Origin of the sequence: Streptomyces sp. NPDC051183 (genome assembly GCF_040682455.1) — a bacterium.
In the GTDB taxonomy this organism is placed as follows: Bacteria; Actinomycetota; Actinomycetes; order Streptomycetales; family Streptomycetaceae; genus Streptomyces.
Map to the genome: position 1 here is coordinate 388,556 of NZ_JBFBBA010000001.1, position 15,977 is coordinate 404,532.

10 protein-coding genes are annotated in these 15,977 nt (G+C 73.8%); 5 read left to right on the forward strand and 5 right to left on the reverse strand.

Annotated features, from left to right (window positions below; translation table 11 throughout):
- Position 1: 1 nt before the first annotated feature.
- Together AB0M99_RS01815 and AB0M99_RS01820 are read right to left on the reverse strand one after the other, a co-directional pair.
- Complete coding sequence (locus tag AB0M99_RS01815) at positions 2-1,375, reverse strand: deoxyribodipyrimidine photo-lyase (protein ID WP_365916435.1); 1,374 nt, start codon at positions 1,373-1,375, stop codon at positions 2-4.
- A 15-nt stretch (positions 1,376-1,390) separates the two neighbouring features.
- On the reverse strand, positions 1,391-2,992 hold the full coding sequence (locus AB0M99_RS01820; protein ID WP_365916437.1) for an SDR family oxidoreductase: 1,602 nt from the start codon (positions 2,990-2,992) through the stop codon (positions 1,391-1,393).
- A 223-nt stretch (positions 2,993-3,215) separates the two neighbouring features.
- Here AB0M99_RS01820 and AB0M99_RS01825 point away from each other — a divergent pair, with 223 nt between their 5' ends.
- Positions 3,216-3,695, forward strand: coding sequence for an Lrp/AsnC family transcriptional regulator (locus AB0M99_RS01825; RefSeq protein WP_365916439.1), 480 nt, complete (start codon positions 3,216-3,218; stop codon positions 3,693-3,695).
- Positions 3,696-3,741: 46 nt separating this feature from the next.
- Positions 3,742-4,419: an HAD family phosphatase gene (locus AB0M99_RS01830; protein WP_365916441.1), complete on the forward strand. Its 678-nt coding sequence runs from the start codon at positions 3,742-3,744 to the stop codon at positions 4,417-4,419.
- On the opposite strand, the gene AB0M99_RS01835 is transcribed toward AB0M99_RS01830, so the two are convergent.
- Complete coding sequence (locus AB0M99_RS01835) at positions 4,370-8,245, reverse strand: caspase family protein (RefSeq protein ID WP_365916443.1); 3,876 nt, start codon at positions 8,243-8,245, stop codon at positions 4,370-4,372. The two genes, AB0M99_RS01830 and AB0M99_RS01835, sit on opposite strands and share 50 nt — an antisense overlap.
- A gap of 166 nt (positions 8,246-8,411) precedes the next feature.
- On the opposite strand from AB0M99_RS01835, the gene AB0M99_RS01840 reads away from it, so the two are divergent.
- Positions 8,412-9,506 carry an FAD-dependent oxidoreductase gene (locus AB0M99_RS01840; RefSeq protein WP_365916445.1) on the forward strand — a complete coding sequence of 365 codons (1,095 nt, stop codon included), beginning with the start codon at positions 8,412-8,414 and terminating at the stop codon, positions 9,504-9,506.
- A gap of 2 nt (positions 9,507-9,508) precedes the next feature.
- On the opposite strand, the gene mltG is transcribed toward AB0M99_RS01840, so the two are convergent.
- Both mltG and AB0M99_RS01850 read right to left on the reverse strand, forming a co-directional pair.
- Positions 9,509-10,375 (reverse strand): endolytic transglycosylase MltG, encoded by an 867-nt coding sequence (gene mltG, locus AB0M99_RS01845; protein WP_365916447.1) that lies wholly within the window; start codon positions 10,373-10,375, stop codon positions 9,509-9,511.
- A gap of 72 nt (positions 10,376-10,447) precedes the next feature.
- Entirely contained in the window at positions 10,448-12,349 is a 1,902-nt protein-coding gene (locus AB0M99_RS01850; protein ID WP_365916449.1) for an ABC transporter ATP-binding protein, read from the reverse strand.
- 85 nt (positions 12,350-12,434) lie between these two features.
- On the opposite strand from AB0M99_RS01850, the gene AB0M99_RS01855 reads away from it, so the two are divergent.
- The gene (locus AB0M99_RS01855) at positions 12,435-12,899 is read left to right on the forward strand and encodes a MarR family transcriptional regulator (RefSeq protein ID WP_365916451.1); all 465 of its coding nucleotides are present in this window, start codon (positions 12,435-12,437) and stop codon (positions 12,897-12,899) included.
- A gap of 63 nt (positions 12,900-12,962) precedes the next feature.
- On the forward strand, positions 12,963-15,899 hold the full coding sequence (locus AB0M99_RS01860) for an FAD-binding and (Fe-S)-binding domain-containing protein (protein ID WP_365916453.1): 2,937 nt from the start codon (positions 12,963-12,965) through the stop codon (positions 15,897-15,899).
- The last annotated feature ends 78 nt before the right edge of the window (positions 15,900-15,977 follow it).

A 15,977-nucleotide genomic window follows, 5' to 3' on the forward strand; every position in this document is an offset into this window, starting at 1 on the left:
GTCACCCGGTGCCGCGCCCCCGCCGGAAGCGGTCGAGCCCGTCGGAGAGCCCGATCACCGGCTCGGGGTAGTCGTACCGGGCCCGCTCCGCAGCGGGCAGTCGCCACGGCTCGTGCACGCGCGGCGCGGGCAGCCCGGCGAGTTCCGGGACCCAGCGGTGCACGTAGGCGCCGTCCGGGTCGTACTTCAGGCCCTGGCGGACGGGGTTCAGGACGCGGTTGGGCCGGGTGTCGGTGCCCGTTCCCGCCACCCACTGCCAGTTGAGCCGGTTGTTGGCGAGGTCCCCGTCCACGAGGAGGTCCATGAAGTGCCGGGCCCCGGTCCGCCAGTCCACGTACAGGGTCTTGGTGAGGAAGCTCGCGGCCAGCAGCCGCCCGCGGTTGTGCATCCAGCCCTCGTGGCGCAGCTGGCGCATCGCCGCGTCGACGACCGGGTAGCCGGTGAGACCGTCCTTCCAGGCCTCGGTCTCCTCCTCGGCGGCCGTGCCGGTGCGCCAGCGGTCCTGCCGGTCCCGGTAGTCGACGGTCGCGGCGGCGGGCCGGGCGGCCAGCACCTGGTGGTGGAAGTCGCGCCAGCACAGCTGCCGGACGAAGGCCGCGGCACCGGGGCCGCCGGCCGCCCGGGAGCGGTGGACGGCCTCGACGGGCGAGAGGGTGCCGAAGTGCAGGTGCGGCGAGAGGCGGGAGGTGGCGTCGCCGGCGAGGTCGTCGTGGGCCTCCTCGTAGCGCGTGATTCCGGAGCGCAGCCAGCCCGCCAGGAGGCGGCGGGCCTCGCGCTCCCCGCCCCGCGCCAGGCCCGGGGAGACCCCGGCGACGGCGGCGCGGGCGGGCAGCGGCTCCGAGCCGACGCGGTCGGGGACGCGTACCGAGCGGGGAGCGGTGGTGGCGGGGCGCAGCGGCAGGTCCGCCCAGCGGTGCAGGTAGGGCGTGAACACGGCGAAGTGGTCGGAGCCGGCCGGGAGTACGGCTCCGGGCGCGACGGCGGTCACCACCGTGTCGTGGACGTAGAGCCGGCGGCCTTCGGCTTCGAGCGCGGCGCGCAGGCGCTCCTCGCGGGCCCGGGCGTAGCCGCTGACCCCGGCCGCCGTGTGGACCTCGTCGGCGTCGCACTCGCGGACCAGGGCGCAGACCTCGGCGACGGTGTCGCCGGAGCGGACCACGAGGCGGCCGCCTCGGTCGCGCAGTGCGGAGTCGAGGTCGGCGAGGCAGTCCGCGAGGAAGGCGAGCCGGTTGGGCGCGGTGAAGGAGACGGGCGGGGCGGTCCGTTCGCGGACGAAGAGCGGCACCACCTCGTCGCAGGAGGACAGGGCCGCGCGCATCGGCGGATGGTCGTGCAGGCGCAGGTCGGAGGTGTACAGGACGACCGCGACGTTCATGGGTCTCGCTCCGCGTCAGGGCTGTGGGGGACGGCTGTCGTGGGGTACTTCGCCGGTGGGGGCCGGCGCGGATGCGGGGGCGCTGTCGTGGGACTCCTGGTTCAGGTGTTCGGCGGCCCGGGCGATGTTGCGGGCCATCCCGCCGAAGACCGCGGCGTGGAAGGGGGACACGCTCCACCAGTACAGGTGCCCGAGCAGCCCGTGGGGGTGGAACAGGGCGCGCTGGCGGTACCGCGACCGCGGGCCCCCGGCGGGGGACGGATCGGGGGCCTCGCCGGGGGCGCGGGCCGGCGCGGGCTCCGCGTACATCTCCAGCCAGGCGAGTCCCGGCAGCCGCATCTCGGCGCGCAGGCGCAGCAGGCGGCCCGGTTCGATCTCCTCCACCCGCCAGAAGTCGAGGGAGTCCCCCACCCGGAGCCGGGCCGCGTCGCGGCGGCCGCGGCGGATGCCGACCCCGCCGAAGAGCCGGTCCAGCCAGCCCCGGACGGCCCAGGCCGGCGGGAAGGAGTACCAGCCGTTGTCGCCGCCGATGCCCTCCACCACCCGCCACAGCGCTTCGGGCGTGGCCTCGACGGAGCGTTCGCGCCGGTCGGTGTAGAGGCTGCCGCCCGCCCAGTCGGGGTCGGTGGGCAGCGGGTCGCTGGGCGCGCCGGGCGCGGCGGCGGAGGACCAGCGGGTGGTCACCTCGGCCTCGCGGACCTTCTGGAGTGCGAGGGACAGGGCCTGGTCGAAGCCGATGGGGGCACCGGGCGGGTCGGGTACGTACCGGCCGATGTCGTGCTCGCCGCAGACCACCTCGTGGCGCAGGGATTCGGCGAGCGGCCGTGCCAGCGCCCGGGGGACGGGCGTCACGAGCCCGATCCAGTGGCTGGACAGCCGCGGGGTGAGCATCGGCACGCGCAGGATGAGCCGCTGGGGCAGCCCGGCGACGGCCGCGTACCGCCGCATCATCTCCTCGTACGTGACGACGTCCGGCCCGCCGATGTCGAAGGCCCGGTCGACCTCGGGCGGCATGGCGGCGCTGCCGACGAGGTAGCGCAGCACGTCGCGCACGGCGATGGGCTGGCAGCGGGTGCCGACCCAGCTCGGGGTGACCATGACGGGGAGCCGTTCGGTGAGGTAGCGCAGCATCTCGAAGGAGGCCGAGCCGGAGCCGATGATGACGGCGGCGCGCAGGTGGGTGGCGGGGACGGGCGAGGCGAGGAAGATCTCGCCGACCTCGGCGCGCGAGCGCAGGTGCGGGGAGAGCGCGCGGACCGGGATGCCCGCGGGGGTGAGCCCGCCCAGGTAGACGATGCGGCGGACCCCGGCCGCGTGGGCCCGGTCGGCGAAGACGCGGGCCGCGGTGCGGTCGCGTTCCTCGAAGTCCGCGCCGGTGCCGAGGGAGTGCACGAGGTAGTAGGCCACGTCGATTCCGCGCAGTGCCGCCCCGACGGACTGCGGGTCGGTGACGTCCCCGCGGGCGACCTCGACCCGTCCGGCCCACGGGTGGTCGCGCAGCTTCTCCGGGGAGCGGGCCAGGCACCGGACCCGGTGGCCGGCGTCGAGGAGCTCCGGCACCAGCCGGCCGCCGATGTAGCCGGTGGCCCCGCTGACCAGGCAGTGCAGACCCGTCATGACTCTCTCCGCTCGTCGCGCCGGTGGCTGTGGCCGTGGCCGTGGCCGGACTGTCCCCGTACTGTCCCTGTACTGGATTCCCGCGGTCCGGTGCCTGCGGATGCACGGGTCCCCCGAACGGCCCCTCCCGGCTCGGCTCCGGCCCTGCTCCGGCCCGGGAGCCTCGGGCGGGCCACTGTGCCGGGAAACGGGGCTGCGAGGGGGCCATTGGTACAGTCGCGGCATGGCCGTGGACGAGCTCGACACCCGGATCCTGCGCCTGCTGATCGAGCAGCCGCGCACCAGCGTGCGCGAGTACGCCCGCATCCTCGGCGTGGCGCGCGGCACCCTCCAGGCCCGGCTGGACCGGCTGGAGCGGACCGGGGTGATCACCGGGACCGGGCCGGTGCTCTCCCCCGCGGCGCTGGGGCATCCCGTGCTGGCGTTCGTGCACATCGAGGTCACCCAGGGGCACCTGGACGAGGTCGGCGACGCGCTGGCCTCCGTACCCGAGATCATCGAGGCCTTTTCGATCACCGGTGGCGGGGATCTGCTGACCCGGGTCGCGGCGCGGGACAACGCGCACCTGGAGGACGTCATCCAGCGGCTGATCCGGCTCCCCGGCGTGGTCCGGACGCGCACCGAGGTCGCGCTGCGCGAGCGGGTCCCGCACCGGCTGCTGCCGCTGGTCGAGTCGGTGGGACGAGCAGCGGGCAAATCCTGACAAGATGGCCAGGACACGTACACGACCGGCAGGACGGGCACACCGGATGATTTCCGTCATATTCGATCTCGACGGCACCCTCGTGGACAGCGAGCCGAACTACTACGAGTCGGGCCGCCGGACACTTGAGCGGCACGGTGTCCCCGATTTCACGTGGGAGCAGCACTCCCGCTTCATCGGCATCGGAACCCTGGAGACCTTGGAGATCCTCAAGGAGCGGTACGGGATCCAGGCCCCGGTGGAACAGCTCCTCGCCGAGCAGAACGACGCCTACCTGGAACTGGCCCGCGCCGGGACCGAGGCCTTCCCCGAGATGCGGAAGTTCGTGGAGCGGCTGCACTGCGACGGGATCCCGATGGCGGTGGCCTCCGGCTCCTCCCGCGAGGCGATCGACGCGGTGCTGGCCGGCACCGGGCTGGACGCGCTGCTGACCACGGTGGTCTCCGCCGAGGAGGTGGCGCACGGCAAGCCCGCCCCGGACGTCTTCCTGGAGGCGGCGCGCCGCCTGGGCGCGGACCCCGCCGACTGCGTGGTCATCGAGGACGCGGCCCCGGGCGCCCATGCCGCCCGAGCCGCCGGCATGGGCTGCGTGGCCGTCCCGTACGTCCCGGACACCGCCGACGACCCGGCCTTCGCGACGGCGGGCCTGCTGTTCCGCGGCGGGCAGCCCGAGTTCAGCGCGGACACCGCCTACGAGTGGCTCGGCGAACACCGCGCCGCCTGAGGGTCAGCGCGGCCGGCCGGCCAGCGCGTCGGCGATGACCCGGCCCGTCTCGGCCGCCGTCAGGTAGGGCCGTACGTCGTGCGCCCGGGCGCCGTTGTGGATCGCCAGGTCCCGCACCCGGTCGCCGAACCGCGGTCCCAGCTGCTTGGCCAGGGCCACGACATCGCCCCGGTCGGCGATGTTGGCCCACTGCCGCACCGGCGCGGGCCAGCGGCCCCGGCCCTGGACGGGCTCCGGCCGGAGCCGGTCGAAGACGACGTTGCGCACCCCGAGCGGGGACCCCAGGGTCACCAGCGTCAGATCCGGCCGGTCCGGGCGCGCGCACAGCTCCTCGTACGCGACGACCGAGCCGAGGGAGTGCGCGACGACCACCTCGGTCCGGTCGGTGACGGCGTCGGCGAACCGCTGCCGCACCCCTTCCCGCAGGGTGGGCTCGGTGAAGTACCGCCGGACCTGCCGGGCGGCGCCGATCGTCAGGCGCTCGCTGACCCCGGCGAAGAAGGCGGAGTGGCTGAGGGCGTCCAGGGCCCGTTGCACCAGGTGCGGGGTCCGCAGGCGGCTGCGGTCCTGCGGCCCCGACACGCGGGAGTCCAGAGCGGCGGCGGACGCGCAACTGGTGCGCGAGCGGCTGCAGGGTGCGCAGGTCCCACAGCCGGGCGCTGCGGGGTCCGCAGCTCAACGCCACGGTCCGGCCCCCGAATTCACCCACCGAGGCGGAGAACACCCCGCTGCGGGCGATGTGCACGTGCGCCATCACCGGCTCACCGATCTGGCGGCGCTCGGCCAGGTCCCAGCGGCTGAGCATGCCCGCCTGGTCGCCCACCAGAGCCACCGTGCGGCCGTCGAGGCGCGCCACGCACACCGCGGTGACGGCCATCGCGGGGCCGATGAGCGGGCTGCCACGGAGCTTCGCGTCGCCGCCGTCCGGGATCTCGGAGAGGTCCCACACGAGGACGGACTTGTCGTCGCCACCCGTGACGGCGATCGGCCGGCCGTCGAGCTCCCCCAGGTCCGCCGCGCGGACCGAGCGGCGGTGGGCGTAGAGGTCCCGGCCGAGCTGGTGGCGTGTGGCCAGGTCCCAGATGCGTGCCGTCCCGTCGGCGCCGGCGGTCAGGACCACCGGCCGGCCGCGCACCGCCCCGATGACGATGGACTCGACGCGGTTGGTGTGTCCCCTGAGCGGCTCCCCGTACTCCTGGCCGGAGGACAGGTCCCAGATCCGGACGGTGCCGTCGTCGCCTCCCGTCAGCACCACCGTGTAGTCGCCGAGGTCCCCGATGGCCAGGGCACTGACGGCGATGCCGACGGGCAGCGGGTCGCCGATCTGCCGTTGCGCGGTGAGGTCCCACACCCGGGCCGTACGGTCCTGGCTGCCCGTCACGGCGATGGGGCGGCCGTCCAGGAGTCCGGCCGCGACGCAGCCCACGGCGCGGGTGTGGCCGGCCAGCAACCGGTGGACCCCGCTGGTGGACCACCAGGCCCAGCGGGCCGACCAGGGCCGGGCCAGGGCGAGTTCCTCCACCCGGTCGGCGAGGCCGTCCGCCGCGCAGCGCCGGGCCGAGAGCTGGAGGTCGGCGGCGCGCTCCCCGAGGGGCCTGTCGGCGGTCAGCCGGTGGGCCACCTGCTCGTAGGCACCGCGGATGCGGCGCGCGGCTTCGCCCTCGATCGCGGCGAACGCCCGCAGCAGGGACAGCGGTTCGCCGGCGAGCAGGAACCCGGGGTCCTCGATCAGCTCGGCGAGCCCGCCCGCCGCCGCGGCGTGCGTGGCCAGGTGCTGGCGTACGTAGGCCACCGCGGCGAACCAGTCGGGGCGGCCGTCCGCCGCACCGGGGACGAGGGAGCGCAGGGCCTCGACCACCGAGTGCTGGATCTCGGCAGGCGGCCGGTCGGCGGTGGCCCGCAGGTGCTCGGCCAGGGCCTTGTGGTAGAGCCGGTAGGCGGAGCGGCGGTCGTCGTCGACGACCTCGGCGATGTACGCACCGGCGATGTTCAGGACCCAGCTGACGTCATGCTCCTCGCAGGGCACTCCGGAGATGACCGAGCTCAGGGCCGTCCACACCCGGCCGCGCGGCAGGCCCTTGCCTTCCGAGAAGGCGAGGGCGAGCAGCATCCGCCGGACCCTGGGCTCGTCGGGGCCGAATCGGGCAAGGTAGTCGTCGAAGGCATCGCCGACCTCGCTGGGCAGGTCGTCGGCCCAGCCGGGTTTCGCGGTGTCGATGGGTTCCTCGTCGGACCGGAGCGTACGGGCCGTGGTGCGGGCGTAGAGGTAGACCCCGGCGGCCTTGTCGGCCACCTCCGCGGCCACGGCGCGGGCCAGCTCGGGGCGGCCCCGGTAGGGGGTGCGTACGTCCGCCTCCTCGGCGGCGAGCAGGACCCGGGCGACGTAGCCCGTGACGTCCTCCCGGCCGGCCCGGTACTGGGCGCGGTCCAGGTCCAGGCGGACGAAGGTGGGGCCGAGGGGGGTCACGAGTTCGTGTCGGGTGCCCACGAGGAGGCGTACTCCCCGGATCTCCGACATGGGCCGCAGCAGCTCACGGGTGATGCGACGGGGTTCGCCGTGGCCGCCCGCGTCGGCGGCGGTGTCGGAGCCTGCCTCGTCGACGGCATCGACGACGATCACGAGCGGGGGTCCCTGGCGGCCGCGCCGGGTCAGTTCCTGGAGCAGGGCGGCCGCGCCGTCCGCCTCGGTGCCCACGGCAGCGGCGATCCTGTCGACGATTTCTTCGAGGCGCTTGTGGCGGGCGTGCACGGCGGCGGTGACGCAGCCCTCGGGAACCACCGAGCGCGGGTCGACGCCGCTCAGGTCGAGCCGGGCCCGGTAGGCGGGGTCCGAGAGGGCGACGATCCGGCCGAGGATGGCGGATTTTCCGCATCCGGGGCTGCCGGTGACGACGCGGCCGCGGCCGTCGCCGTCGGCGGCCGTCAGCCAGCCGGCCAGCTCCGAGAGGACGGCCACCCTGCCGCTGAAGCAGAGCCCCTGCTCCGACTCGAACTCCACGCCGCGCGAGCGGGGTCCGAAGTGCTCGGTGAGGTCGCGTTCGACGATGCGGCGCTGGACTTCCAGATCCGTACCGAGCGGCGGTAACTCCTCGTGGTAGCCGGAGTTGGCGAGGAAGGGGGCGAGTCCGGTGACGAGCCCGCTGGCGAGTTCGGCGCGCTGTCCGCGGCCGTCGGCTTCGAACCGCTCGTTGACGGCCTTCACCAGCTCGGTGAGGTCGAGGTACTGCTGGCGCTGGCCGGTGCGTTCGGTCGTGGTGGCGACCGCGTCGCCCAGCGCCGCGACGAAGGCCCCGTCGTCCGCCACATCCTTGCGCCGGGCGGTGGCCAGGAACCAGAGCCCGGCGGAGGCGTCGGCCGCGGCTCCCCGGTAGACGATGGTCTGCAAGGCGACCGCGGTGGCGTCCGCACTGCCCGCGCCCGCGGAACAGGTGTCGAGGATCAACAGGAGGTGGCGCAGGCCGCCCTTGCAGAGGATGCGGACGAGGTCCTCGGTGGCCAAGGCCGTGGCGGCGAGGTCGGTGTCCTGTGAGTCCCAGCAGAGCAGGTAGTGCCGGTCGCGCACCTCGACGGCGCCGTGTCCGGCGAAGTAGAGGACCACGATGTCCTCGCCCGTGAGGGCCGTGTCGGCGGACCAGTGGCGCAGTTTCTGGCGGAGCTGTTCGGCCCCGTCGTACTCGCCGAGGCCGGGGAGCACGACGGTGTAACCGAAGGACGAGAAGAGCGCGGACACGGTGCGGATGTCCGTGGGCACGGAGGCGAGCTGCTCGTCCTGGGGAAGGTGGCAGTACCTGCCGCTGCCCATGCCGATGAAGAATCGTCGCGCCACCCAGCCGCCCCCGCCGTTCGCTCGCCACCGTCTCCCCCGGTGAGCTCCGACCATAGCGAGGCGCCTTGCCCTCGCGCAGCGGCATCCGCCGACGGGGGCCGCGGTGGCGGTCCGCACCTCGGGGGGAGCCGGGAAGATCCTGCGGTCGGGTCGAGTTAGTAGAACCGTGAACGATATTGCGGTGGGCGCGGTGGACGTGGACGTGGTGGTCATCGGCGCCGGGCAGGCGGGGCTGTCCAGCGCCTACCACCTGGCGCGGGCGGGGATCGGCCACGTGGTCCTGGACCACTCGCCCCGTCCGGGCGGGGCCTGGCAGTTCCGCTGGCCCTCGCTCACGTACGGCAAGGTCCACGGCATGCACGCCCTGCCCGGGATGGAGCTCACCGGCGCCGATCCGCTGCGCCCGTCCTCGGAGGTGATCGGGGCGTACTTCGCCGCGTACGAGGAGCGGTTCGACCTGCGCGTACGGCGCCCCGTGGACGTCACGGCCGTGCGCGACGGCGCCGCCGGGCGGCTGCTGGTGGAGTCCTCGGCCGGCACCTGGTCGGCGCGGGCCCTGGTCAACGCCACCGGGACGTGGGACCGGCCGTTCTGGCCGCGCTACCCGGGGCAGGAGCTCTTCGGCGGTCGCCAGCTGCACACCGCGAACTACCCCGGGCCGCAGGAGTTCGCCGGAGCCCGGGTCATCGTCGTCGGCGGGGGCACCTCTGCGGTGCAGCACCTGCTGGAGATCGCCGAGGTCGCGGCGGAGACCACCTGGGTCACCCGGCGGCCCCCGGTGTTCCGCGACGGCGGCTTCGGCGAGGCCGAGGGCCGGGCGGCGGTGGCACTGGTGGACGAGCGGGTACGGCGCGGGCTGCCGCCGCAGAGCGTGGTCAGCGTGACCGGACTACCGCTGAACGACGCGGTCCGGGCGGGGCTGGAGTCGGGGGTGCTGGAGCGCCGGCCCGTGTTCGACCACCTGACCGCGACGGGCGCCGGCTGGGCGGACGGGAGCCGCGTGGACGCGGACGTGATCCTCTGGGCCACCGGATTCCGCGCGGCCATCGACCACCTGGCCCTGCTGCACCTGCGCGAACCGGGCGGCGGCATCCGGGTCGAAGGCACCCGCGCGGCCCGCGACGAGCGGGTCCACCTGGTCGGCTACGGCCCGTCGGCGTCCACCATCGGCGCCAACCGCGGGGGCGCGGCCGCCGCCCGCGCCGTCCGCCGCCTGCTGACGGCCCGGCCGGAGCCCGTCCCCGCCCTGCCGGCCCGCTGACCTCAGGAGGCGTCCCCGGGGGCGCCCGCCTGCGCACGGCCGGCCGCCGCGCGGATCCGGTTGAACTCCGCGACGTGCTTCTTGTGCTCCTCGTACGTGGCGGAGAAGCGGGTGTCGCCCGGCTTCACGGTGACGAAGAACAGCCAGTCGCCGGGCGTGGGGGCGACCGCCGCCGCCATGGCTTCCAGGCCGGGGCTGTCGATCGGCGTGGGCGGCAGGCCCTGGCGTTCGTACGTGTTGAACGGGCTGTCGATCCGCGTCTCGGCCAGCGTGGTGTCCACCGTGGAACGGTTCAGCGCGTAGTTGATGGTGGAGTCCATCTGGAGCGGCATCGACTTCGCCAGCCGGTTGTGCACGACGCGGGCGACCTTGCCCATGTCGGCGCGGGTGTCGGCCTCCGCCTCGATGATGCTGGCGAGCGTGGCGGTCTGGTACGGGGTCATCCCGTGCGCCTTGCCGCCGTCGGCGACGGCCTTGGTGGCGAGTTTCTGGTTGGCCGTCTGCACCATGTACTGCAGGACGGTGGCGGGGGTGCTCTTCGAGGTCACCGGGTAAGTGGCGGGGAAGAGGTACCCCTCCGGATTGCCCTTCGCCTCGGCGGGCAGGGCCAGGGCGGCCGTGGCGACCGCCGCCTTGGCGGAGCCGGCCGGGAGCTTCAGCTCGCGGTCGATGGCGGTGTAGACCTGCGGGGCCCGCCAGCCCTCGGGGATCAGCAGCTGGCGCGGCTTCTCGGGCGCTTCCTCGTGCGGCAGCATCGGGATGAGGACGCCTGCCCCGATCGCGAGCAGCATGCCGAACAGGAGCGCCAGCCGGCCCCGGCGGGTGAGCCTGGGGCGGTGCGGCGATGGCTGCCGGTACTCATGACGCATACGGGCACGCTAACCCGCGAACTGCCACATTCCCGGCATCCGGCCCGTGCGCCGGTCGTACGGGCCATACGATCACACGTTTACCGGGACCGGCTCCGCCCCGCCGACGTGCGCGGCCGACTGCGCTACGGGCACCGGCTCCGGCGCGGGCTCGGGCTTCAGCTCGGCCTCGCGGTCCCGCCGGACCAGGGCGGCGTAGCGGCCGTCCGCCGCCAGCAGTTCCTCGTGCGTACCGCTCTCGGCGATGCGGCCCTTGTCCAGGACCACGATCTGGTCCGCGTCCCGCACGGTGGAGAGGCGGTGCGCGATGGTGATGGTGGTGCGGCCCGCGGACAGGTTGTCGATCGCCCGCTGCACGGCATGCTCGGTGCGGGTGTCCAGGGCGCTGGTGGCCTCGTCGAGGATCAGCACCGGAGGGTCGCGCAGGATGGTGCGGGCGATGGCGAGGCGCTGCTTCTCGCCGCCGGAGAAGCGGTAGCCGCGCTCGCCGACCAGGGTGTCGTACCCGTCGGGCAGGGACTCGATGTGCTCGTGGATCTGTGCGGCGCGGGCCGCTTCGGCTATTTCCTCGTCGGTCGCGTCGGGCTTGGCGAAGCGCAGGTTGTCGGCCACGGAGGCGTGGAAGAGGTAGGTCTCCTGGGAGACCACTCCGATGGAGCGTGCCAGCGAGTCGAAGTCCAGGTCGCGCACGTCCACCCCGTCGAGGGCGACCCGTCCGCCGGTCACGTCGTAGAGCCTGGGCACGAGGTAGCTCAGGGTGCTCTTGCCGGATCCGGTGGGGCCGACCACGGCGAGGGAGCCGCCGGCCGGGACCGTGAGGTCGATGCCCTTCAGGGTGGGGCCGTGCTTGGCCTCGTACGCGAAGTCCACGCCCTCCAGCCGGATCTCGCCCTTGGCCCGGCCCAGCCGGACCGGCTCCTCGCGCTCGGTGATGTCCACCGGCAGGTCGAGGTACTCGAAGATGCGGGCGAACAGCGCGAGCGAGGTCTGGATCTGGACGCCGGTCGACAGCAGGCTCACGGCGGGCCGGAACAGGCCCTGCTGGAGGGTGACGAAGGCGACGAGGGTGCCGATGGAGAGCGACGGGGCGCCCGACTGGAGGGCGATGCCCGCGGCCCAGTAGATGAGCGCGGGCATGGCGGCCATGACGATGCCGATGGTGGACATCCGCCAGCGCCCGGCCATGCTGGAGCGCACTTCGAGGCCGACGAGCTTCTCGGACTCCTCGGCGAAGGACGCGGTGAGCGAGTCGGCGCGGCCCATGGTGCGGCCGAGCAGGATCCCGCTGACCGACAGGGACTCGGTGACCGTCGCGGCCATGGCGGCCATCTGCTTCTGCCGCTGCGTGGTGATCTTCTTGCGCTCGCGTCCCACCCGGCGGCTGATCCACACGAAGACCGGAAGCAGGAGGAGCGAGACGAGGGTGAGGCGCCAGTCGAGGGCGAGCATCGCGACGACGGAGGCGATGACGGCCGTCAGGTTCGACACGAGCGAGGTCGCCGTGGAGGTGACGGTCGCCTGCATGCCGCCGATGTCGTTGGCTATGCGGGACTGCACCTCGCCGGTGCGGGTGCGGGTGAAGAAGGCCAGCGGCATCCGCTGGAGCTGGGCGTAGACGGCGGTGCGCAGGTCGTGCATGACGCGCTGGCCGACCGTGGTGGATATCAGCGTCTGGAGCACGCCGAAGACGCTGGTGACGACGGCCGTGAGGATCATGCCGAGGGCGAGCAGGCTGAGCAGCCCGGTACGCCCCTGCGGGATCGCCACGTCGAGGATCTCCTTGAGCAGGAACGGCGAGGCCACGCCGACCAGCGAGGAGGCGCCGACCAGCAGGCCGACGACGGCGAGGCGGCCGCGGTAGGGGCGGAAGAGGCCGACGATGCGGCGCAGTTCACGGGACTGCTCCGCCGGGGCCGGGTGGCCGGGGACGAGGGCTTCTTTCGATGGGGTCCACTCGGGTTCTTTGGGGCGCATGGGCCTCCTTCTGACGAGACTCGCATGAGCATAGCTCATTGTTACCTATGCTCACAATGAATCTGGTCCTGATACTGTTCCCAGTATGAGGACCGCTTCCGAGACCGACACCACAGACGGCGTTCTGGCCGAGCAGCTGCTGCGCCTGACGCGCCGGCTCCACCGCATCCAGAAACGCCATCTGGAGCCGCTCGGAATCACCCCCGCCCAGTCCCGGCTGCTGCGCCTGGTCTCGCACTACGACGGTGTCGAGCCGCCCCGGATGGCGGACCTCGCCGCCCGCCTGGAAGTCGTGCCCCGCGCCGTGACCACCCTGGTGGACGGCCTGGAGGCCGCCGAGTGCGTGCGCCGCTCGCCCGACCCGGCGAACCGGCGCGTGATACGGATCGAGCTCACCGAGACCGGCCGCGCCACGCTGCGGCGGCTGCGCAACGCGCGAACCGACGCGGCAGAGGAGATCCTGGCTCCACTGACCGGCGATCAGCGCAAGGTGCTCGGCGGTCTGCTCGACGCGCTCGCGGACGCCCCGGCGGCGGAGCGGCGCTGCTGAGACCGCACCGGTCCGTTCCCGAACCCCGGGACTGGGCCGAACGAGTGAGGCGAGGGGTCGCACATGCCGCTGCTGGAACCGAAGCCCGGGGCCCTGCGCCCGCGCAGCATCAGCGGCCCCGCCCCCGACCGGGTGCCCGAGCGGCACGCCTCCGGCACCCCCGAGCCGCTGCGCACCGAGCTGAGCGAGCTGCTGGGCGCGGAGAAGGTGCTGTGGAAGGTCTCCGACCTCGTCCGCTACGCCTCCGACGCCTCCCCGTACCGGTTCCTGCCGCAGGTCGTGGTGATCGCCGAGGACATCGACGACGTCTCGACGGTCCTCTCGTACGCCCACGGCAGGCAGCGCGAGGTCGTCTTCCGCGCCGCCGGGACCTCGCTCAACGGCCAGGCACAGGGCGAGGACATCCTCGTCGACGTACGCCGGCACTGGGCCGGCGTCGAAGTGCTGGAGGAGGGCCGGCGGGCCCGGATCCAGCCCGGCACCACCGTCCTGCGGGCCAATGCCGCGCTCGCCCGGTTCGGCCGGATCCTCGGCCCCGACCCGGCCAGCGCCATCGCCTGCACGCTCGGCGGTGTCGTCGCCAACAACGCCTCCGGCATGACCGCCGGAACCACGCGGAACTCGTACCGGACGCTCTCCTCCCTCACCCTGGTGCTGCCCGGAGGCACCGTCGTCGACACGGCGGATCCGCTGGCCGACGAGGAGCTGGCACGCGCCGAACCGGCGCTCTGCCGGGGGCTGATGGACATCAAGCGGGAGATCGAGGCCGATCCCGCGCTGGTGGCCCGGATCCGCGCCAAGTACGAGATCAAGAACACCACCGGCTACCGGCTGGACGCCTACCTCGACGGCAACACCCCGGTCGAGATCCTCCGCGGGCTGATGGTCGGCTCCGAGGGCACCCTCGGCTTCATCTCCGAGGTCGTCTTCGACACCCTTCCGCTGGACCGCGAACTCACCAGCGCACTGCTCTTCTTCCCCTCGCTGCCCGCCGCGGCCGCCGCCGTGCCCCTGTTCAACGAGGCGGGCGCCCTCGCCGTCGAGCTGATGGACGGCAACACCCTGCGCGCCTCCGTCAGCGTCGCGGGGGTGCCCGCCGACTGGGCCGGGCTGCCCAAGGACACCACCGCGCTGCTGGTGGAGTTCCGGGCCCCGGACGAGGCGGGCCGCGCCGCGTACGAGCGGCGCGCCGCCGAGGTGGTAGCCGGGCTGGAACTGGTCGCGCCCGTGGCCTCGGTGACCAACGCCTTCACCCGGGACGCGAAGACCATCGCCGGCTACTGGAAGGCCCGCAAGGCCTTCGTCACCGCCGTCGGCGGCGCCCGGGCCTCCGGAACCACCCTGATCACCGAGGACTTCGCGGTGCCCCCGTCCCGGCTGGCCGAGGCCTGCGAGGCGCTCCTCGAACTCCAGGCGGAGCACGGCTTCGACGCGGCCGTCGCCGGCCACGCGGCCCACGGGAACCTGCACTTCCTGCTCGCCTTCGACGCCGCGAAACCCAGTGACGTCGAGCGGTACGCGGCCTTCATGGACGCCTTCTGCCGGCTCACCGTGGAACGGTTCGACGGCTCCCTGAAGGCCGAGCACTCCACCGGCCGCAACATGGCGCCCTTCCTGGAGCTGGAGTGGGGCCCCGAGGCCACCGAGCTCATGTGGCGCACCAAGCGGGTCGTCGACCCGGACGGGGTGCTCGCCCCGCGGATCCTGCTCGATCGCGACCCGAAGGCGCACCTGCGCGGCCTGAAGACGATCCCGCAGGTCGAAGCCGTCGCCGACCCGTGCATCGAGTGCGGGTTCTGCGAACCCACCTGCCCCAGCGAGGACCTGACGACCACGCCGCGGCAGCGGATCGTGCTGCGCCGCGAGATGATGCGCCAGCAGCCCGGCTCCCCCGTGCTCGACGGCCTGCTCGACGCCTACGGCTACGACGCCGTGGACACCTGCGCGGGCGACTCCACCTGCAAGCTCGCCTGCCCGGTCGGCATCGACACGGGCGCGCTGATGAAGGACTTCCGCCACCGGCGGCACAGCCCGCGCGAGGAGCGCGCCGCCGAACTGGCCGCGCGCCGCTTCCGTACCGTCGAGGCCGCCGCCCGGCTGGCCGTGGCCGCCGCCGACAAGATCACCGCCCGGCTCGGGGACCGGCTGCTGGAGGCCGTCACGGGGGCCGCGCGCAAGGCCGTACGACCGGACCTGGTTCCGGAGTGGCTGCCGCAGATCCCCGGCGCCGCGGCCCCCGGACTGCCCCCGACGCGACGGGTGGGCGCCGCCGCCGTGTACTACCCGGCCTGCGTCAACCGGATCTTCGGCGGCCCCGACGGACAGCCCGGCCCCTCCCTGCCGGAGGCCGTGGTGGCGGTCTCGGAGCGGGCCGGCAAACCCGTGTGGATCCCCAAGGACGTCACCGGGACCTGCTGCGCGACGATCTGGCACTCCAAGGGGTACGACGCCGGGAACCGGGTGATGGCGAACCGGATCGTGGCCGCCGCCTGGGGGTGGACGGCGGGCGGACGGCTGCCGCTCGTGGTGGACGCCTCGTCGTGCACGCTGGGCATCGCGCACGAGGTGGTCCCCTACCTGACCGAGGCCAACCGCGCGCTCCACGCGGAGCTGCGGATCGTCGACTCCATCGTCTGGGCGGCGCAGGAGCTGCTGCCGCACCTGGAGATCCGGCGCACGATCGGCTCGGCCGTGCTCCATCCCACCTGCTCGATGCGGCACTTGGACGACGAGGCGCAGCTGCGGGCGGTCGCCGAGGCCTGCGCCGAGGAGGTGGTGGTGCCGCAGGATGCGGGCTGCTGCGCCTTCGCCGGCGATCGCGGCATGCTGCACCCCGAGCTGACCGCCTCCGCGACGGCCCGCGAGGCCGCGGAGGTGACGGCCCGGCAGTTCGATGCGCACCTGTCGGCGAACCGGATGTGCGAGGTCGGCATGGACCGGGCCACAGGACGCAGCTACTACTCGGCGCTGCTCGAACTGGAGCGCGCCAGCCGCCCCTGACGGCCCCGGGAGCGCTCCGCGCCACGGAAAATCGATTGCCGGGCACGGGTCCGGAAGGCGAACCTTGCACGGTTTGGA